The following is a 22162-nucleotide window of genomic DNA, read 5'->3' as shown; positions in this document are numbered from 1 at the left end:
CCCCCCCCCCCCCCCCCCCCCCCCCCCCCCCCCCCCCCCCCCCCCCCCCCTTTTTAGATGTGTATAAGAGACAGGTTTAAGGTCGCTCAAAAACAAAACGCTTTGGACCGACCTTATCGGCAGTCGCCAGATGTTTTCATTAGAGAGCCGTATTTTCCACTCTATTTGCGTAGCCTTGGTTCTTTTAGACCTATTTTACATTCCCTACAATTGGTATGCGGGTTTATATGTAGGCTCCTTCTCAGCGTTGGTATTCGGCATACTTTTCGTTTACCAGTATTATTTATCAAGATTTAAGGCCAAACGACATAACACCAGCATATTTGGGTTAGCCGGCCTTATCATCTTTAGCCTCAACTACTTTACCAACTCTGGCATCGACGGTTCAACCGATTTGATTTGGCCTGCCTATTTGTTGTTGGTACTGGCTATTTCGCCATATAAACAGCATCTGCAATGGCTAATTACCTATGTAATCTGTTTCTTGATTATCCATTTCATCGAATTTCGATACCCAGACCTGATACATCATCCCATTACCCCTGGCAAAGGGCAGTTCATTGATCGGGTTACCGCCTTTCCGATACCTGTTTTCTTGGTTTATATCATCATCAGGTTCATCAGAAGAAGCTACGATAACGAAAGGCGGGTTGCCCTTGAAAAGACTTTGGCGGTAGAAATAAGCAAGGAACAGATTTTGGCCCAAAACGAACAGTTGGAAAAGAGCAACAGCGAAAAGGACAAGCTGATGTCCATCATTTCGCATGATTTGCGTTCGCCTTTGATCAATATCCAAAACTACCTGGAACTGCTCAACGAAAGCCAGGTGGACGATGTTAATCGTCCATTGCTCGAAAGGGCCCTGATCCAATCGACCAATGGTGCTGTACAAATGCTATCTAATTTCCTGCATTGGTCAAAATCGCAGATGGATGGCGTGAATGCCAATCTGGTTGCCATAAACCTGGGTGCAACGCTGCAAGGAACTATTGAAATGGAAAGCGCAAATGCCGCTCAAAAAAACATTACGCTCCAGGTTAGCATCCCCGCTTCGCTCCAGGTTTTTGCTGATGCCGACATGTTGCAGCTGGTAGTGCGCAATTTGATCAGTAATGCCATAAAATTTACGCCAACCGGCGGAAAAATAGACATCAATGCCCAGCAGCTGATCAACGAATGCCAAATTACCATCAGCGATAACGGAAAGGGCATTCCGGATGAAAAGCAACCAAAAATATTCTCTATCAAGGCCCAATCAACCTATGGCACGAATAACGAAAAGGGCATTGGACTAGGTTTAATGCTTTGCAAGGAATTTATCGAACACCAAGGCGGCAGAATAGATTTTAAGAGCACCATGGACCAAGGCTCCAGCTTTTTTGTATTTGTGCAACTGGTTCGCCCATCTGAAACCGGCTCATAAATCATTTGCTTGTGGCCGTTTGCGGCTCCGTTTTTGGAAACGGGAGTTCCGGTTTATCCAAAGGCAACGCTACATAAAAAACAGTGCCTACCCCTACTTCGCTATCGAACCATATTTTGCCGTTATGTGCCTCGATAATTTGTCTGGAGATGGCTAAACCCAAACCAAAGGTCTGTTCGCCGGCTGTTCCAACCCTGGTGCTTTTGCTGTAGATATCAAATACGCTTTCTTTCAACTCGTCGGGAATACCAATACCATAGTCCTTCACCGAAATCAAGGCTTCCGAATCGGTATGGCTCAGGGTTATTTCGATAACAGTATGTTCATAGCTGAATTTAATAGCATTACCGATAAGGTTGCTGATTACCCGCCAAAGCTGTACCGCATTTACCGATACTACAAGAGGCTGGCCATGAAGCAGGAGTTGCTGGCTTTTGGTCTCGGCCTTTAATTTAAGTTGCGCAAGGCAGTAATTGAGCATGCCATAAAGATCTTCGGGCTCTTTTTTTAGTGCATTAACGGCTACTGCTGGCTGCAGCAACTGGGCAACGAGGTTCAAGCAATCTTCGGCCGATTGTTTCATCAAGTCGACCAGTTCTTTTTCTGTAGCATGAAGCGTATTTTTGGTCAACAGCATATCGGCGAGCATATCTATGGCTCCAATTGGGCTTCGCAGGTCGTGGGCCACCAGCTTCATAAGCTGTGCATTATCCAGCTGGCTCTGCTCTAATATAGAAAGCGTTCTTTGCAGCTGTTCGTTCTGCTCTATTACGCGTTTATTTAGCGAGGTCAGGTTGGCTACGTTTATTCTCGAGCGCTTTAAGCTTAGCCATACCATCAGCAGGATAACAATAACCATGACCGAGATAATGGCAGATGCTACCAGGTAAACTGTTTTTAAATGTTGGTCTCTTTTTACCAATGCCAGCAAATGTTGTTGCTCGGCCTGTTTGAAGACCACATCCAAATCGGCGCTTTTCAGTTCGCTGTTTACCGCCTGCAGCGAATCTTTAAGTGCATTATACTTGAGCATTGAGCGATAGGCCATATTGGTATCGCCAACAATTTCGAAATAACGGCTTTTGAGTTGATAAAGCCAATTGCGCAGGTTCAGGTTGGCATCATTCTCTCCCTGCCTGGCCGCCAAATTGTTTTCGAGCTCGGCAATTGCATCTTTTGCCGCAACCACACGACTGGTACGCAGGTACAGATCGGCAAGTTTGGCCTTGGCCGTTTGTGCATCGCCTATGGCATAACCGGGCCTATCATTTATGGCGATACTCATGTTAAGGTATTTTTCGGCATTTGCATAATCTTTCATTCTGATATACAATCCGCCTAAGTTTCCATAAAAAACCCCTTTTGCCGTTTCAATATAGTCTTTTTTGGCTGGGTATCTCGGTTCCGTTCGCCTAATAAAAGCCAAGCCACGCAGGTAGTACCGCAAGGCGCTGTCGGGTTGGTTTGCACGTTCAAAGCACAAGGCAATGCTGTTGTAGGTTGATTGAGGCGTGATAAACTGGTTTTCGAAAGTAGAACGATCTGTACAACTCGCCATTTCTTTCAAGGTTTGCTTAAAATAAGGTACCGCTTTTAGGTAATGTTGCTGTACAAACCTAACCAAGCCCAGTTTAGCCGAAAAGCTAGCCACCTGACAACTGTCGAGATTTTCTTTGGCAAAAGAATGGCCCTGGTAATAGCTTTCAAAAGCCTTATCGTACCGGTGCTGGGCACGCAGCACATCCCCTTTGGCAAAAAGGGTTAAGGCATATTCGGTATGGTATTGTGTCCCTTTGCTTTTGAGCATGGCAAACATGCTGTCTACATATTTTTCTGCCTTGAAGGGCGCCTCATCATAATAAAGGTAAAAATTGCTCAGAAAACTATACTTTTTCCAAAGGTCTATGGGGCTGGGATTGGAGAAAGTGCCATAAACCGAATCGACATACAGAATGGAGCGGTTGATTTCGCCACTGTTGAGCAATCCGTTCACCACATCAAAAGCACTATCTACTTTTGCATCGTGGTTTTGGGCAGGTTCGACAGCTTTTCTGCAAGAAACAGCAAAAAAAAGACCTGCTAAAACGAGAGCCCACCAAAACTGCTTAAAGAATTTGAAGGATGAATAACAATACACGCTCAGGATGATTTTTTGCCCTTATAATCCAAGATAACTAAAATTGGACTAATAGACGAGCAACTCTTATTCTTTATCTATTCATTTCGTTCAAATTACATGGCTATTTGTGAATTCGACAAGAATATCCAAGCTTTCCAAAACAAAAAACCCTGCCGATAGGGCAAGGTCTTTAGGGTATTTTGGCAACAACTACTGGTCAATTAGCTTTTGCCTTGCCAGCAACTGGCCGCACCAATAAGTGCCGCTTGTTCGTTCAGTTCAGAAATATAAATAGGCAACACAAAATCGTGTTTTTTAAACTGTTTGGCCAGGCCAGGCAAAAACTTGGCCGAGGCATTGGCTATATTGCCTCCGATAATCAGTGCTTCGGCATTTTCCTGTTGTTGAAAATCCATGATAAAATTGGCCAGGTTCACGGCAAACTCTTCAAATACCTCACGCACATTGGGAGAAGCTTCGTAAAACTTAGCCATTTCCTTGACATCGATTACGTTGATGCCGGTAAGTTCGTAATAATGCCTTAAAAACCAGCGGGTAGACAGGTGGTCTTCGGCATAGCTATCTAAAAATGGCGTACGCCAAAGGTCGGCATCGCTAACTTCACCTTTTTCGTAAATGGCGGTACCCAAGCCTGTACCCAAAGTAAGGCCAATTACCTTATCAAAGCCCTGCCCCGCGCCGGCAAAGGTTTCGCCAGCTAGAAAGCAGGCAGCGTCATTTTGCATCAAGATGTCGCTTGCAGGCATTCCCAACTGCGCCGCCAGCATTTCTTTAACGTTCAGTCCGTAAAAAGACTCGTACTTGGTCGTATTCTTCATGTAGGAAATACCCTTTTCATAATCGAAGGGGCCCGGCATGGCAATCCCGATTTTGCAGCTCGACATACCTGCCTGAGCAAGGGTTTCGCCAATTACGGTTTTCCAATCGCTCAGTATCTGTTCATGTCCGGCCCTCGAATTGATTTTTTTCCTTACATAGCTATCAGTCAAAATTGTTTTGTTTTCCATATCCAGCATAGCCGTAGTGATGTGGGAACCACCTATATCTATGCCCATTATATATTTATCCATTGGTAAGTAGATTGATTTTCATTTTTTATTCAAACTTACGCTTTTAGCGACAAACAATGCAGGCAGGAAAAACCGTTATAATAAATCATCCCTAATTGTTTTACAGCTCTCCCGCCGTACATTGTTATTTCTTATGCTTTGCCTGTATTATTTAACCGGCAATTGTTGGTCCTTTACATTCCATCCGTAAACCCTTATGGCCAAAGGCAGTGTACCCTGGTCTGGAAATTCGATGGCTACCGTTTTCTTTTCGCCAGGCAAAATGCTTATATAATTGTCGGAAAAGAAAGTGGGCAAGATACGCATTCCTGTATTGGCATTTTCTAACGCAATGCGATTAAAAAATGCAATAGGCCCATTTGACGGATTTTCGAGCAGGAGGTTTAACTTGCCCTTTGCTACGGTTTCTACAGCCACCCTCAAATCGGCGGGTTTCATTTCCTGCAGCCCATGGTACACACCATCCTTTCCAGGTAGCCAATATAAGTTTTCGCTCAATAACTTTTGGTCGGCCGACAGCAACTTCAGTACGACAAAAGCGCCATCTTGATCATTTAATTTTTTAAGCGGCTCGTTAATTGGAAACATTTTTTTAACCATTGATGGCCCTACCTCTGCAAAAAGCTGGTTGCTAAACTGCAATTTGCCATTCGCGTCGTAAACATTGGCTTGCACCATCAGGTTGCGTTCTATTTTAAAACCGTTGTTGACCACTTGAATCATGCTGTCTAAGGGATTCATCATGATGTGCAGGGGTTCGCTGCCTTTCCTCAAGCCATATAAACAGGCATTGACGTCGAGGTAATAGTCGTACATTTGTCCACGCAACGCTGTCCACGGATTTTGTGTTTTCCAGATGATGCTGCCGGTGTACCACTCCCACATGTGGCTAGAAAAGCCTTCCATGAGTGCCCGGTACTGGTTATAGTTGACCAATTGGGCCTTCATGGCAAAGTCGGCCGCAGTTTTGGCTTTGCCGTAAGGATCAATGTACTGGTGATAAGGAATATATTTATGGTATTCCCATACCGAGTCTGCCTGTTCGCCGTTTTGCGGTGCGATGAGGTTTTTGGCTGGAATAAAACGTTGCAGGGAGGCGTAATCGCCTACACCAACCGAACCTACTTCAGAGTTATAAGGATAGGTTTTGTGGCCCCAAAAGGTGCGGATATCCTGAATGGAGTAAGGGCCATCGCCATTGCCCCCAATCGAATTGTACGACATGCTATCGGTGTTCGAAAAATCGAAGAAATAGCGCGTGCCATCCAGTTCGGGCAACAGTTTGTTTTTGAGCGGCCCCAAAATATCGTCGGGTGGCGTAATTTCGTTGCCACCGCACCAAAAAGCCAAGGAAGGATGGTTTCTGATGAGTTTGATCTGATCGGCAGCAGCTTCGAGTGCCAACTGGTGGTTATCGGGATATTGCCTGCGTGTCCACTGGTCTTCTTTTTTTAGCGGATCCATCCATTTGCCGTTGCAATCGCCACTGAACCAAAAATCCTGGAACACCAGCAAACCATATTTATCGCAGGCGTTATAAAATTCCGGTCGCTCGGTCAATGCACCGCCCCAAATACGGATGAGGTTTAAATTCATGTCTCGATGGAAACGGATTTCGGCATCGTAGCGTTCATCTGAGAAACGCAACATGGCATCAGAAATGATCCAGTTGCCGCCTTTAATAAATATTTTCTGTCCATTTACACGAGCTTCCATACTTTGCGTACGGTCGTTCCATACGTTGCTAATTTCGCGCACACCAAATTTAACTGCTTCTTGGTCTAACACTTTTCCGCTAACCGTAACAAACTGCATATTAATTTGGTAAAGGTTTTGATTACCATAGCCATTGGGCCACCAGAGTTTCGGATTGGCCAAGCTCAAATCGGGCAGTTTCACTTCTCTCTTTTCACCCGGTTTTAAAGTTACCGCAACGCGGATCAACTGGTTTGCCAAGCGGTATTGCAAAAAGCCATTAACCACTTTTGCAGTTGGGTTTACAATTTCTGACGAAGTGCGGATTACAGCTGGTTTTTGTGGCCCTTCTGCTTCGCGTTTGCCCGGAACCAACGTAACCACATGCACATTTTCTACGTTAACAGCCTTGGTTGTTTCGATGGTTACCTTATCCCAAATACCAGTATTACGGTCTCTAATAGGCTGGATCCAATCCCAGCCCGCCGTGTATTGGGTAGTAAGACCTTTGGCAATGGTGCCATCGCCTCCTTGGCCTCCATTTGGATTGCCAGGGAAATCGGGTGGATAAACCAAAACCGCCAAGCGATTGTTGCCGTTAGGTGCCAATAACTTGGTAATGTTGTATTGCTGGCGCAAATGCATGCCTTCGTGGGTTTTGGCATTTACTTTTTTGCCGTTCAAAAATATCTCGGCTTTGTAGTTAATCCCCCTAAACTGCAGCCACACCTGTTCATCGCCCTGGGCAACCTGTTTAAACGATTTGACAAACCAATAAGTATAATAGGCATTGCCGGTATGGTAAACGTCTTTAATCAGCTTGTTGTTCATGCCGTAAAATGGATCTGGCACTTTGTTATTGTGAAGCAAAGTGGTGAGTACCGTACCCGGCACGGTAGCCCGCATCCATGTATTAACCGGAAAATCGGCTTGCGACAGCTGTTCGCCGCTGGCTTTTACTTCGTTGATATTGATAGTGTACCAATCTGAATTAAGCTCATAACGTTGCTGCGCAAAGACAGGCGAAGCCCATAACAAGCCTAAGAGCAAAACCAAAAATAGATAGCTGTGCTTCATAATCTAATGCGATAGGTTAGAGATTGGCCTGTCGGCCACGGCCACTCCAAAAGTTGGCGATGGCTTGGAGCCCATGTAGAACTGCAGATTACCTCCCGCCATAATGGTTTTGTGCAAAATATAGCTCTTGGTATAAGGCTTGCCGTTAAGCGTAATCTTTTGAATATACTTATTGACGGTGCTGTTGTTGGTTACCTTAATATTGAATTTTTTATTGCCCGGCAAAGCAATGCTGGCCTCGTTAAGCAAAGGCGAACCAAAAACATAGGCGCCGTTTGCGGGATTGACCGGGTAAAAACCCATAGCCGAGAAAACATACCAGGCCGACATCTGCCCCACATCTTCGTTGCCGCACAAACCATCGGGTTTATCGGTATAAAATTCGCGGTCTATTTGGCGTACCAAATCGGCGGTTTTCCAAGGCTGGCCTACATAATTGTACAAATAAGGAATATGATGGCCCGGCTCGTTGCCTTGTGCATAATTGCCAATAAGGCCCGAAATATCGGGAGAACTTTCCTTGCTGAACTGAAACGGAACACTGAATAGCGAATCGAGTTTGGTGACGAATGATTTTTCGCTGCCAAATAGCTTGACCAATCCTTCTACATCATGTGGTACGAGCCAGATGTACTGCCAGGCGTTTCCTTCGGTATAATCGTCTTCGCGGTGCTTGGAGGCAAAGGGGCTAAAAGGTGTACGCCAATTGCCATCGGCCAGTTTGCCACGCATGAATTGGGTTTGCGGATCAAAATATTCCTGATAGAGCTTGGCCCTTTTGCTAAAATAGGCATAGTCTTCTCTTTTGTTCAAAGCCAATGCCATTTGTGCAATGCAATAATCGTCTATGGCATATTCTAAGGCTTTGGCCACCGATTCGTTTACTTTGTCGGCTGGAATATATTTCAATTGCTGAATGTAGGCTATGCCTTCTGTTTTTTGCATGGCCGATTGCTTGATGGCCTCATAAGCGAGGCTTACATCAAAGCCTCTATAGCCTTTCAGATAGGCATCTACAATAACCGGAACAGCATGGTAGCCGATCATGGTATTGGTTTCGCTGCCCATCAAATGCCAAACCGGCAATTTACCCTGCTGTTTGTAAATGGCCAGCATAGTATTGATCACGTCGGAAACCTTCTCTGGGTGCAGGATGGTAAACAAAGGCTGCGCGGCGCGGTAAGTATCCCACAACGAAAAAGTGGTGAGGTTATTAAAATTAGCGTTTTTGTAAACTTTTTTATCGGTGCCCAGGTAATCCCTGTTCACATCGTTAAACAGCGAAGGCGCCACCATGGTATGGTAAAGGGCGGTATAAAAAACTCTTTTGGTTGCTGCATTGGCTTCTATTTTTACCTTTTGCAATTGTTTCTCCCATTTGGCATCGGCTTGTTTAACCGTAGCTTTAAAATCCCAGCCCGGCAGTTCGGTTTTAAGGTTAAGGATGGCATTGTCGGTACTAACCGGCGAAAGCGCTACTTTAACCTGAAGCACATGTTGTGGCAGGCGAGCCAAATCGATAACGGCCTTGAGTTCTTTGCCCTGCACATCGGTGTTCGGCTGCAACTGGTTGCCGCTATAAATCTTCAAGCTTTTAATGGGTTGCGATAGTTTGATGACAAAATATAGGCGCTGATCGGCCGACCAGCCTTTAGAATTTCTATAGCCCACCAAGGTATAGGCATCTAGCTGTTTGAGGCTTGAGGCAACCGGACTATCCCAGCCAATGCCTTCTATCAAATCGAGCATTAAATGCGGGTTTTCGCTTCCCGGCTTAAAGGTATACTGATGAAAACCTACGCGTTCGGTTGCCGTAAGCTCTGCCTTAATGTCGTAGCGATCAAGCCAAACACTGTAATAACCTGCCTTGGCCACTTCCTTAGCGTGCGAAAAAGTGGAGGCATAACCCAGCTCCAAATTGTCTTTTTTGCCTTTTTCCAGCAGCACTCTTCCGGTAGCGGGCATGATCGAAATATCGCCCAAATCGCCAATCCCGGTACCGCTTAAGTGGGTGTGTGCAAAACCGGTAATGTTGTTGCTGCTGTAATTATAGCCGCTGCACCAGTCCCAACCTTCGAAGATGTTGTTGGGACCAAGCTGTACCGCACCGTATGGCACATTAGCGCCTACAAAAACGTGGCCATGCTTGGCCGACCCGATGATGGGATCGATAAAGGAGGTCAATTTGGCCGCCATTTGCCGCTGTGCGTGGGCAATGGTTGGAAAAAGGATCAGCAATCCAACTTTCAAACATCGGTTAATCGTTTTAGTAACTGCTCCAAAGGAATTATCTAACATGTGTTTATTATTAAGGTGCATTCTTTCTTTTTGGCGTTCCAAACACCTAAAGGTATTATAAAGGTACAATCCTTGGGCCATATTTGAAAGGCAGGAGATGGCCCTGCCTTTCTTTGGGCGATTTATTTTTTAGGCACGTAAAAACGAAGCCCTATTTCATAGGCGTTGCCTAACGATCCTCCATTAAAAGTACTGCTGCTTGAGGTATAAGAAGCCGAAACCTGCAAGGCATCCAAAGCTTTAAAACCTATGCCACCCGTAACGCTTTTATTGGTATGATACATGGCATACACGTTGAACTGGTTCTGCATAAAATCGGCATTGGCACCCAGGTCTACCACACTTTTTATGGCCTTAAAGCCCCTGAAGGCGACTTTGGGCTCTAGGTTAATTGAGCCTTTGTCGGTTCCGGTAAGGTTAAAGCGGTAAGAAGCGGCCGCGAACAAAGTCGATTGGCTAAGTGAACTTCGCTCCTGATTGCCAAAAGCCGACACCAAATTAGGCAGGGTTGCTTGTACGGTGAGGCGATCGCGGATGTAGGCTACACCGAAATCTGCCTCAAAATGCATTTTCCGATCGCTATAATTGTACAGTAGCTCATCCGCACCATCTCCTGTAACGTCAATGGTATTGAAACGCTCTACTATGCCTCCGGCCGCCAGGCCAAAATGAAGCTGTTGCTTATCGCCATCAAGCTGAAGCCGATAAGCATAACTGGCCATCATTCGGGTAGTGCTCAATGGTCCAATCTTGTCCGATAACACATTAACGCCAAGGCCCATGCCATTGTTAAAGGCATAATCGCCGGTAAAATAAAGGGTTTTCGGACCATTGTCTATACCCGTCGATTCCCGTTTGTAGGCGGCATTGATATTGAGCTGGTTATTGTTCAGCCCCAACATGGCTGGATTAAAGAGGTACTGATTTTGAAAATATCCTGTACCAAAATTGGCAGTCTGCGCTTTTGCAGCCAATAGGCCACAGCTCCAACAACAGGCCAATATTATAAAGATTTTTATTCTTCGTTTCATTGCTTGTTTGCTTTAACAATCATTAATACTCCTGTTTTAGGCTTGGCGCCATCGTTGGTCTCTACTACGTAGTAATAACCTCCCTGTGGCAATGCAGAACCATTATAGGTACCGTCCCAATCATTGGTGTAATTCTTGCGATCGAATACGGTCCGACCCTGACGGTCCATCACTTTTACCGAGTTGTTCTGGTATTTATCGATGCCCCAAATTACCCAGGTATCGTTCTTGCCATCGGCATTCGGGGTAAGCACATTGGCAATTACCAGCGAATCTTGTGGAGAAACGGTAATGCTGGCTGTAGCTGTGCAACCCGCAGCAGATGTGGCCACAACGGTATAAGTTGTTTCCTTTGTGGGCCTAACCCGTAGCTTAATTCCGTTGGTGGCTCCTTCAATTCCTTCGGCTTTTTTCCACTCGTAGGTAGTACCTGCAGGGAAATCGGTATTTGCGGTTAGGTTAACCAAGGTATATCGAGGCACCTTGGTAATTGGCCTATCGGCGGTAACGTTCACTTTAAACGGCACGAAATAGATCTTCACCTTAAAAGTGGTACTATCAGAGCCAAAGTTTAAGGTGCCTCCATCATCTTTTACGGTAATGGCTATGGTGGCCGAATCGCCTACTATTGCCTTGCCTGTAGTTTTGAAGCCATAATAGGCAACCCCATCTATTACATCGGGCTGGAAGGTAAGATTGCTAATCGTTGTATCGGCACTACTGATGTTGGTAACCTTTAATTTCTGGATGCCCTCTGCCCCTGGCCCCGATCTTAAACCATTAATACTAAACTTATAGGTACCAACGGCAGTACAGATTTTTCTGTAGATAAGCGGCCCTGATGACGGAGGCGTGTTTACGCCACCAGTAGTTAACGTTAAAGTATTTGAATAGGCCGAGTAAATCGCCTCTTTTTGCGCCCTTACACGATAATAAAACACTGTTGCAGGCCAAATAGTGGCATCGGTATAAGTTGTTGTATTGGCACCTAAGGTTTTCAGGACAGTAAAATTGGTATTGTCTCTCGATCTTTCTACAACATACCCCGTTTCATCGGTTGCGCGATCTGTCCAGGTTAAGGTGGCCGAAGTTTCGCCAGCAGATTTTAAGGTCAAATCTTTAGGGCTTAGTGGCCCTGTGCTTGTAAGCGTAGTTGCCTGTGCTACTTTAGACCAGCCTGAAACTGCTGTTGAAGAAGTACCTAAGGCATTAATACGGTAATAATAGGTAAAGCCATCGTACAGGTTTACATCGGTAAAAGTTGTAACGTTGCCTGCCAATGTATCAATAGATTTGTAGTATAATCCATCTTCTGAGCGTTGTAGGATAAATTGGGCAGCTGGTTTGGTAGTGCTTTGTGCCCAAGTTAAATCTAACGAATTGATTTTAACATTAGAGATGCTCAAGGCTGTAGGCACAGCTGGCGCTGCAGGGTCTATGCCCATGATCTGCCATTCTGAAACCTGAAAACGCACCCCATCTGTTGCACCATTGTTGGCCGTAAATACTATACGATAGAATTTAAAAGCAGTTGTACCAGGTATTGGAATATCGAAATTAAAAGTGGCATACCTATCGGCTGTCGCTCCCAATTGGTTGGTGCGCGTATCTAAAATGGTCCAGGCCAATTTATCATTGGATCCTTCGAAACGCCAATTTTTTGGATCGCGCCCAGGTGCATCGCCTCCGGTCGTTAATTTGTAACCAGTAACTATATAAGCTCCCTTAGGCTCATAAATTGCCGATAGATCGCCATTGGCTTGCCCCGTAAAAACCAACCATTTGGTGGCAATATTATTATCGATCAATTTTGAAGAACCTTCGCCCGCATTGGCCCCACCAGTGTTATCGGCACTCACCGTTAATTTGCCTCCATCATCGGTAATATCGGCAGGGGTTGAAGTAATGCTGTTGGTAGTGATGCTTACCACAGTTGAGTAAGGCGATTTTGAAACATAGTTATAGGCCCTTACCCTATACCAATATGTCGTATTTGGACTTAAAGATTCCTCGGTATAGGCCAAAACAGCTTTGTCAAGCTTGCCCATCAGCGTAAAATTGGTCCCATCGGTCGATTTCTCGAGTTCGAAGCCCCCTGGCGTAGCAAAAGACAAGGCCCATGATAGGTTGGCCTGTGTACCCGTAGGCGATACCACTTTTAAAGTAGGGGCTGTAGTCAACATATCACTTTTGGTAGTCACTTTTACAATGGCCGAATAGGGAGAAGGCGCCACATAGTTAATGCCTCTTATCCGGTACCAATAGTCGGTTGCCTGTGTCAATGTAGAATCGGCAAAGGTACTCACCGATTTATCAACAGTTTTAACCAAGGTAAAATCAGTTCCATTGGTTGATCTTTCAATTTGAAATTGACCCGGCGTATAAATGGTTAAACCAGACCAAGAAAGATTGGCAATAGTACCTGTAGCTCCGGCAGCAACCGTAAGTACTGGTGCCGTTTTAAGTACATCGTTGCCCGACGTAACCGAAACCACAGCAGAGTATGGCGAAGTTGATTTATAATTAACGCCTTTTACCCTATACCAATAAGAAGTATTGCGTACTCCGGTAGTATCTGTATAGGTCAAAACAGCTTTGTCTACGGTTTTAAGTACTGTAAAATTAGCTCCGTCAGTAGACCTTTCTAACACATATTGGCCATCGCTATAAAAATTGAGAGCCGTCCAGCTTAAGGCAATTTCCTTACTCAAATTGCCTGGCACGGCAGTTAAAGTTGGGGTTCCTTCCAGCTTATCTGTAACTTTTACTACTGCCGAATATGGCTGATTAACTTGATTAATGATAGCCCTTACCCTATACCAATAATCTGTTTGAGGATCGCGTTGCGTATCGGCATAAGAAGTAGCCGATGCCGTATTTCCAGTATAGATTAAAGAAAAATCAGTACCATTGGTTGATCGCTCTAACTGATAGCTGCCTTGATTTCTGATCGCTTTGTCCCAAGACAGGTTGATTGTATTTACATTGGCACCTAACGTAGCTTTAAGCGTTGGCACTACCGGATCATTGTTATAGGCTTCAATTTCTCGAATATCTAAAGAGCTCCGGGCAATATTGGCAAATACAAACTTGTAGTATTTATAGCTTACCGTATTGGCAAATGTGGCACTAATGGTTGTAGCAGTGGCCGATACCGTCCTGGTGTCAATTTGGGTCCAAGTGCTATTGTTTTGAGAGCCAGACAAAGTAATTGTAGTTGCATTTTGACTCGTATAATAGTAATTGATAAAATACTCTGTTATTTTCTCTGCGTTGTTACAGGTAATGAGCAACTCAACGCTTTTTGATGCAGGGCTGCTGAATTCTACATCGGTACCCGTATTGCCATCGTTGATATCGGCAATGGAACCATATATTATCGGTGTGGAACCTGTAATCGTTACATTTCCTGCCCTAAAGATATTAACTTGTGCCATCGTGATTTTTGATGTCAACAAGAACAATAGCAATAGCGCTAACCTGATGAATTTTATATTCATTTTCAATGAGTTTAAACTTTGTTAATCCTTTTCTGAACGACCTATGGCTTATTGGTTACGTTCACATCATCACTCTCTGTTCTAATGGGGCAACCCGTAATTTCCTTTACATCCTGATTTTTTAAGCCTTTTACATATGGCCTTAACAAATCGACAGAATTAGCAGCGAAAGAATTGAAATCGAACAGCATTACCCCTCTGTAGCCTTGGGTCATCAAGTCTTTACAAGTGGCCTCGGCATTGCCAAATCCGCTATAGGAAGGCGAAAATGGCTTGGCACTGGCTATGAGTTTGCCCACCGGGAAACCTGCGCTCCCAGCAGAAGGTATTTGCGGGTAATATGCAGAAGAACCAGCATCGGCAATATCGCCCATCCGTTTGCCGTTGTAAATAGTAGAGCCTGCACCGCCATAAATGTAGCAGTGTACAAATTTATCGGGCAACAAACGCTTCACTTCCGATACTACCATGGCAAAAGATTGGTTATTGGCCCATGATGGACTGTTAGAATATTCGTCATCAAAATCGATCGCATCCAAGCCTAGCCTACGCACCTCTATGGCTACATGTTGGGCAAAAGCAGTAGCTTCTTCCAAATTTCTGAAGTTCATAAATCCAGCATTATCATGATTGCCCAAAATGGTCATGCCCACTTTTACGCCCTTGCTTTGTACATATCTGGGCCAGCCGTTATCAATCAGGGCCTGAACCTGTCTGTTATAGGTAATTTTGGCTTTACCTGTAGCTGCATCGAGGTTAATGTTGGGTGCAAAAATCCAGGCCAAATCAATTACTGGCTTATTGTCTTCGCCCAAATAACAGGTTACATTTTTAAAGGCACGATTGTTTACTTCTACATAGGCAATGAGTAGATTCTTCTTGGTAAGCAACGAATTAGGATCTACCTGCCCGGTTATTTTAGAAAGCGAATCTACAATTCTGATCGAATCGGCCTTTTGCTTGGCAATCTGCTCAATTCTGGCAATAGTCCAGCCTTGCAGTTCAGTATCCTTATCATTTTTGATATCGGGATACTTTTGTTCTGTTTTTATTTTTTTACAGGCGCCTAATAAAAGTAGGCTACTGATCAATAAACAAGATATCTTTTTCATAACTATAGTTTTTTAGGTTAGCTTTATGGTTTATCCCACCAAACTCTTTTGGTAAGATCGAGATCGTTGCCCCCCAAACGTGCCACCGCTTCATTGTAGTTGCTGGCATTATAAGAGGCTTCCCTGTTGGGGTAATTTAAACGACGGGGCAATAGGCCATTGGTACGGTTGCCTGGATAATTAACCGGGGTTAGTACCGGATAACCGCTACGCCTATAATTGGCCCAAGTTTCAGGAAAATCGAACAGTGTGGCTACCCAATATTGCGAATTGATCATTTCTAACGATTTTTCCAGAGAAGTTTCATCTAAAGGATGGGCATCGGCAAAAGCCTGTACTTCGCCGCCCATGGTCAACATTCCATTCAATTGCTCTAACGACTTCATGGCAGCTATTACACCGTTTTTATAATGGTCTTTGGCCGATGTAGCACCTACATCCCAGCCTCTGGCCTTGGCTTCGGCCAATAACAATTCTGTTTCGGCATAAGTAAGGATAAATACAGGGAAAGTGGGTACGGCAAAAACAGAACTTACTGGCCTTGCATAATTGCCCAAAGGCGAGGCATTGCTGCCCTTTCCTGTTGGCCCTGGATAGTTAGGCGCCGTTTCGATGCTACGCACACCGTTTACATCGTAACCATTAGGCATGCCCATGGGCACTTCGTAAATTTTACCACTCGGAGCTGGATTAATTTGGGTATAGCCAAAGGCTTTTTTGCTCAAGTCGTTATTGTTGATCAAACCCGTATCTGCCTTTTCGGTCAGCACGTATAACCTTGGGTCGTTATTATTATTTAGGTAATCGATAAAGGTTTTAGACCACCTGATCTGTCCAAAAGTGGCGGCATCGCCAAACCAAGCGTTGGCCGATTTGTTTTTGCGTTCTTCGGCTGTGCCGTTAAACCTTAAGATGGCATTGTCTGCCAAATCGGCAAAGGTCTTGCCCTTGGTTTTCTCGGCATATAATCTGGCCGTAGCCTGGTCTATTTTGGTAAGGCGCATAGCTACACGCAACATGAGCGCATAAGTGAATTTTTGCCATTTGTCTATATCGCCATCGTAATAAAGATCGCCGGCAACTTTGGCCTTGCTCTTATCCAATTTTTGGCCCACATCATCAAGTGTAGCCAGCATATCCTTGTAAATCTCCTCCTGCCTATCGTATTTCGGATAGAGGGTTCCATTTTTCTGGAAATAAGGAATATCGCCGTATACATCGGTTACGCGTTGCAGGGCCATTACCCTCATTATTCTACAAATTTGGATCAGGTTGTGGTATTTTTCAGGATCCTTTTGTGTAGCAAGGGTAATGGCTTCGGCAAATAAGCCTGCCTGCGTTTGTCCGTCGTTAAAGAAACGATCATTGTATGAAAATAATTGAGAACTGTATTTATCGCCAGCACTATAAGAGGTTTGGGTAATGGTTGATGCCAATACCTGTACCATTGGTGCCAGTTCGTACAGTTGGTGTTCAGTTATATTTCCATAATTTAATTGCCCCGAAGTAAGTAAATAATTCGGGTCTGTATTGCTTTCATTGGCTTTTGTAGGGTCGCGGTTTAATTCTTCAAAATCTTTTGAACAGCCGAGCATAAAAAGGACGGCTGCAAGTATGAGGTAAAAAGTTAGCTTCTTCATGAGTATCTATTTTAACTTTTATCTTTTTAAACTATTTAAGCTTTACGTTTAAGCTTAGGCCATAATTACGCGTCTGTGGCAAACCCGCCCCTTCTAAGCCCGCGTTACCGGTAAGCGACGAAAACGTGTCCTCTGGATCGAAATTCTTGGTATGCTTCATCAACGTAAGGAGGTTACGAGCGGCAAAGCCTATGCTTACTGCCCGGAAAGGGGTTTTGTCCAACAATTTCTCTGGCAAGCTGTAATTGAAGGTTACCTGTCGCAACTTGATAAAGCTGCCATCGTAAACAGTTACCGCCGGAATGTTCTTTACCAAGCCTTGGTAATAATCTTGTGCACTTACCAAAGTCTGGTTGGGCTGGCCGTCTTCGGTAACTCCCTTGGCTATAATACCTGTCTCCCTGCCTACCAAGGTCTTTTTGTTCAGTCCGTAGTAAACGCTCAAAAAGTCGGTGGCCGAAAGTACTTTATTGCCAAATCGGTAATCGACCAAGAAAGAAAGGTTAAAGTTTTTATAGGTAAAACTGTTGTTTAAGCCACCATAATATTTAGGTAGGCCGGATCCCATTGGGGTAAACGGACCTCTTACGGGGATTCCATCTATACCAATGATGATATTGCCATTGGCATCGTACTTGTAATCGTTGGCCATGATCTGGGCCAAAGGCAAGCCTACTATGCCATATATACCGGCACCGTTGGCATACGGGCCTACAGTTGGCCTGTACTGGCCTTCGCCAGAGTTTTGGATGCTGGTAGTAATGCCATCAATATTCAATAGCTTGTTGTTTACATTGGTAAAGTTGAAGGAAACATCCCAGCTAAACCCGCTGTTACGAACCGGTGTACCATTTAAAGTCAGCTCTAGCCCCCTATTTTGGGTAGAGCCCAAGGGGATGTAAGTAGATTGATAGCCTCCAGAAGCAATACTGATCTGTTGTGATACCAGTTCGTTGGTGGTTTTGCGTGCGAAATACGAAAGCATTAAACCTAACCGGCCATCAAAACCTTTCAGTTCTAAACCTGTTTCGAACTCGCGCATCGAATAAGGACTTAAATTTTCGGGCAAAATTTCTGAAGCCAGGTTGGCATAGGTTTTTCCACCAATATCACCAGCAGCTATGCTATAGTATTTGGCGTTTTTAAAAGGCTGTGCTTCACCACTGGTTTTGGCATAGGCCAATCTGAATTTACCAAAGGTGAGCTTTGGAATTTCTACGAGATTAGAAAAAATGAAACTGGCACTTACCGATGGGGTAAATATGGCTTTGGTGGTGGTACTAAACTCATCGTATCTACCTGTTGTACTTAAGGTCAAGTAGTTTTTATAGTTAAAATCGAGCGTATAATAAGCCGAATTGGTTTGTAGCCTATTTGGCGATGGATAAATGGTATTCTGTATCGTTAAGTTAGATGGCGTATAAAAATATGGGATCTTCCATTGCGAGCCCGAAACGCCTACCTTTTCGAAATTAAACTTACGGATATTGCCCCCAATGGCCGCATCGAGAGTAAGGTCGGCAACTATCTTTTTCGAATAGCCAGCCAATACATCGATGTTCATCTCGGTGGTTTGCGCTTTAGAAAGCTCTTCTAACTGGCCATTCGGGTTGTAACCAATACCTGTTGGCTCTATGCGCAGGGCATTATCAACAATATGATCATAGCCCAAGCGGGTTTGCAGGTACAATTCCTTGGTAAAATCGTAGCGCAGTGAAGTTGATGAAATGAGACGTTGCCGTCTGCTATTGGTAATTACCTTATCCACTACAAACCATGGATTAGGGATATAGCCTCCGTTGCCCATGTGGTTCTCGTTGCCCGTAACCGGATCATAAATCAACTTCAGGTAATCAGGGTTTACATTGGCTGGCAACAGCGACATGGTAAAATTCGGATTACGGCTCATATCGCCCAAGTTGGGCCTCAGTTTTACATCTTCATGGATGTAATTGATCATGGCCGTTAGTTTCAGCTTGCTGATGATCTCTTGATTGATGTTCAAGTTGCCCGAATATCTTTTCAAGCCACTGTTCGGAATAACCGATTGGTTGTTGGTTTGAGAAAGTGACAACCTGAAATTACCTTTTTCGCCAGCACCCAAGAGCGCCAAGGTATTCGAAAATACAGGAGCATTTCTGTAAAACTTCTCCAACTGGTTATCTACAGGGGCATAAGGATGCATTAAGCCATCTTGACCAATGGTCATTTCGCCATCCATCCTTGCGCCCCAACTGTTCAAACTGGCCGTTACCAAATCTGCTCGAGTTGATGGACGGTTGCCGTTAAGCCCTTGCCCGTAAACTTTTTGGTAGTCGGTATTGTCTATAATGCTGTTGATGCTAAAATTGCCACTGTATTCTACGCCAAAGCCTTTTTGGCCCTTGCCACTTTTGGTGGTAATCTGAATAACCCCATTGGCTGCGCGCGTTCCATAAAGTGCCGATGCGGCAGAACCGTTCAATACCACTACATTTTCAATATCGTCGGGGTTAATGCTCGAGATGCCATCGCCCAAATCCTGTCCGCCATACACGCCAGGCGATCCTTTTTGAGTATTGTCCATCGGTACCCCGTCGATGACGAACAAAGGACCTGTTGTAGCCGAAAAATTAGAAACACCACGAATGAGCAGACGCGCCGAAGACCCCGGACCGCTGCTTACGCCGCTTACATTCAGGCCCGCTACCCGGCCACTCAAGCTATTGGCAACATTGGGTTCCTTGGCCTCGTTTAAAAGGTTACCATTAACCGTCGACATCGAATAGCCAAGTTTGCGCTGGTCTTTGGAAATGCCAAGTGCAGTAACAACCACCTGCGCAAGGGTATTTTTTTCTTCGCGAAGTACGATATCCAGTTGGGTGGCCGTGCCTATTGTAATTTCTTGTTTTACATAGCCGATAAAAGAAAATACCAGCACATCGCCCGCATTGGCCTCGATAGCAAAAGCACCTTTGTCATCGGTACCTACCACTTTGCCCGTTGTTTTGTTCAGGATCGACACATTGGGCATGGCCACCCCGGCCGTGTCTTTTACCTTACCGGTTATTTTGATCAGCGATAAAGACTTGGGCATTTCTTGTGCTACTTTGGGTGTATTGGGCGGTGTAACAATGATCACCGTATTGTCTTGTATCTTATAAGAAAAAGGCTGATCGGCAAAACAAGTGTTCAATACTTCCTGCAAGGAAGCATTATTGCATCTAATGCTAACCGGTTTTGCATTTTTAAGGCTATATACATTGTACAGGAATTCTGTACCTGTTTGTTTCTTGATTTTGGCAAGTATAGAAATCAAAGGGGCTTTCTTTTCGTTCAACGATACCTGTGCGTGGGTCAAAGCACTTACCCTGAGTAAAAATAGGGTCAATATAATCGCAGTGAGTTTCATGATACGAACGATTTTTTTTGCAACGCCAATAGAGCCCCCGTTTCTGATGGGAGAAATTTTCATATATTTGGTCTTGGTTTGTTTAGTTGATTTATTTTGTCTCGCAACATTTTAAAAGACGGCACAACCGATGGCCAGGGGGAGGTCGAAGCACCTCTGGCTTTTTTGTGGACTATCTTTAAGGAGGTGTATAATTAATCCATAACGATAACCCTCCTTCCTTCTATTTTAAAGTGTACGGTATTGGTGGCTTCCATGGTGTTTAGCAGTTTCGAAATGTTATCGTAGCGAGAAACCGAACCTGCAAAAGCCTTTTCTTTCATATTGCCCTTGTAAACAATATCTACGTCGTACCAACGCGCCACTTTGCGCATAATGCTTTCGATAGGTTCGTCTACAAAGGTAAAACGCCCATTTTTCCAGGCCACTTCGGCCGCTACATCTTTTTCAACTACTGCAATCTCATTTGCCTCCAAAATGGCCTGCTGGCCTGGTTTTAATATTTCTTCATTCGCATGTTGGCCTTTGGTCCGAATAGCCACGCGTACAGCACCTTCGAGCAATGTGGTTTTGATATTATCCTCATCTGCATAGGCATTGATGTTAAAATGCGTGCCCAATACCTGTACTTCCTGATTTTTGGAAATCACCTTGAAAGGATGCAACTTATCTTTGGCTACCTCAAAATAGGCTTCGCCAGTTAATTCTACCCTGCGCTCTTTGGCCCCTGTAAAACTCAATGGATATTTCAGGCTGGTAGCGGCGTTGAGCCATACTTTGGTGCCATCGGGCAGGTGGATCTGATATTGACCACCCTTAGGCGTTTCGATGGTGTTGTAAAGTGCAAAGCTTGGGGTTTGATGCTGGTCTTTTATTTCATAGCGCAACTGTCCATCGGCGGTTTTGGTAATCTCTATACCCGCCTCTTTGGCCAATGCTCCATTAACGGAGTGGGTCAGGTCAATTTTCGTACCATTGGCCAAGGTAAGCATGGCCTTCCTGCCGCCAGGTACAATGGGGCGAGCAGCTACCTTTTCCTGATCTTTTAACGATGAAGAATAAAAATTGTACCACAGTGCAACTGAAGCGCAGAGTACAATAACTGCTGCGGCAGCATAACGGTAAATCGCGAATTTAGGCCTTAATTTTACTGTGTCTTGGTTGCCGATTCTTTCCTTGATGTTTTCAAACACCTCTTCTACCAACATATCCAACTGGCTGTTCGATTGATAGGCCTGACCAAGCTGTTTCTTTATATTTCTTTTAAGCGCCGTTTCATCATTGCCATCAGCGAAATATTTCAACAGGTACTCCAATTCTTGGGCACTGCATTCGTTCTTTGCGAATTTGGCAAACAGCAGATCGATTTGATCCATAAATATATTTGGTTAATAACTACTAATACGTTTTAGTAAGCCTCAACAACTAGTCAAATCGACAGAAATTCTTAAAAAACATATAAATCGCTGATAATCAGGTTAAAAAAATTATTTCACCCGATCAAAAAGGGCAACTACGGCTAAGGCAACAGCCAGATCGCCGTGTTGGTACAAGAAATTTCTTACCGCCTTAGAAGATTTGACGATATGGTTATTAACGGTAGATACAGAAATCCCCAAACGCTCGCTGATTTCCTTATGGCTTAAACCCTCTATTTTAGACAATTGATATACCTGCCTGAAATATCCATTGAGTTTTACAGGGGCCAAAGAGCGCAGGGTAGAATTAACTGGCGAAGCCTATTTTGAGGTAGCCAAAGATAAGTTGCATCCTTTCAAGGTGATT

At 44.5% G+C, this 22162-nt stretch carries 12 protein-coding genes and 1 pseudogene; 2 read left to right on the top strand and 11 right to left on the bottom strand.

All coding sequences use genetic code 11. From position 1 onward, the window contains the following. Positions 1 to 130 precede the first annotated feature (130 nt). On the top strand, positions 131 to 1423 hold the full coding sequence (locus JHD69_RS15535; RefSeq protein WP_199141265.1) for a sensor histidine kinase: 1293 nt from the start codon (positions 131 to 133) through the stop codon (positions 1421 to 1423). Position 1424: 1 nt separating this feature from the next. Here JHD69_RS15535 and JHD69_RS21515 read toward each other — a convergent pair whose 3' ends face one another. The 11 genes from JHD69_RS21515 to JHD69_RS15480 form a co-directional block, all read right to left on the bottom strand. Next, on the bottom strand, positions 1425 to 3560 hold the full coding sequence (locus tag JHD69_RS21515; RefSeq protein WP_199141264.1) for a tetratricopeptide repeat-containing sensor histidine kinase: 2136 nt from the start codon (positions 3558 to 3560) through the stop codon (positions 1425 to 1427). 203 nt (positions 3561 to 3763) lie between these two features. Then, complete coding sequence (locus JHD69_RS15525) at positions 3764 to 4633, bottom strand: ROK family protein (protein WP_199141262.1); 870 nt, start codon at positions 4631 to 4633, stop codon at positions 3764 to 3766. A 147-nt stretch (positions 4634 to 4780) separates the two neighbouring features. Next, positions 4781 to 7405 carry a glycoside hydrolase family 2 protein gene (locus JHD69_RS15520; RefSeq protein WP_199141261.1) on the bottom strand — a complete coding sequence of 875 codons (2625 nt, stop codon included), beginning with the start codon at positions 7403 to 7405 and terminating at the stop codon, positions 4781 to 4783. 3 nt (positions 7406 to 7408) lie between these two features. Beyond that, positions 7409 to 9655 (bottom strand): GH92 family glycosyl hydrolase, encoded by a 2247-nt coding sequence (locus tag JHD69_RS15515; RefSeq protein WP_233165954.1) that lies wholly within the window; start codon positions 9653 to 9655, stop codon positions 7409 to 7411. Positions 9656 to 9825: 170 nt separating this feature from the next. Next, positions 9826 to 10734: a PorP/SprF family type IX secretion system membrane protein gene (locus tag JHD69_RS15510; protein WP_199141259.1), complete on the bottom strand. Its 909-nt coding sequence runs from the start codon at positions 10732 to 10734 to the stop codon at positions 9826 to 9828. Next, positions 10731 to 14234, bottom strand: a complete 3504-nt coding sequence (locus JHD69_RS15505) for a gliding motility-associated C-terminal domain-containing protein (RefSeq protein ID WP_199141257.1) — start codon at positions 14232 to 14234, stop codon at positions 10731 to 10733. The genes JHD69_RS15510 and JHD69_RS15505 overlap by 4 nt, the downstream gene beginning before the upstream one ends. 41 nt (positions 14235 to 14275) lie before the next feature. Further along, positions 14276 to 15346, bottom strand: a complete 1071-nt coding sequence (locus JHD69_RS15500; RefSeq protein ID WP_199141256.1) for a glycosyl hydrolase family 18 protein — start codon at positions 15344 to 15346, stop codon at positions 14276 to 14278. Positions 15347 to 15369: 23 nt separating this feature from the next. Continuing rightward, a complete protein-coding gene (locus JHD69_RS15495; protein ID WP_199141255.1) occupies positions 15370 to 16986 on the bottom strand; it encodes a SusD/RagB family nutrient-binding outer membrane lipoprotein in 1617 nt (538 codons plus the stop codon). 31 nt (positions 16987 to 17017) lie between these two features. Continuing rightward, positions 17018 to 20440, bottom strand: a complete 3423-nt coding sequence (locus JHD69_RS15490) for a SusC/RagA family TonB-linked outer membrane protein (RefSeq protein WP_199141254.1) — start codon at positions 20438 to 20440, stop codon at positions 17018 to 17020. 131 nt (positions 20441 to 20571) lie between these two features. Further along, complete coding sequence (locus tag JHD69_RS15485) at positions 20572 to 21753, bottom strand: FecR family protein (RefSeq protein ID WP_199141253.1); 1182 nt, start codon at positions 21751 to 21753, stop codon at positions 20572 to 20574. Positions 21754 to 21864: 111 nt separating this feature from the next. Further along, positions 21865 to 22041, bottom strand: coding sequence for a sigma factor-like helix-turn-helix DNA-binding protein (locus tag JHD69_RS15480; protein WP_233165952.1), 177 nt, complete (start codon positions 22039 to 22041; stop codon positions 21865 to 21867). A 13-nt stretch (positions 22042 to 22054) separates the two neighbouring features. Here JHD69_RS15480 and JHD69_RS21510 point away from each other — a divergent pair. Further along, a pseudogene (locus JHD69_RS21510) lies at positions 22055 to 22162 on the top strand (FecR family protein); the annotation flags it as partial.

Source organism: Pedobacter sp. ASV12, assembly GCF_016429155.1.
Classification (GTDB): domain Bacteria; phylum Bacteroidota; class Bacteroidia; order Sphingobacteriales; family Sphingobacteriaceae; genus Pedobacter.
The sequence above is the reverse complement of the archived record's forward strand: the minus strand, read 5'-3'. Positions and strand labels throughout refer to the sequence as shown.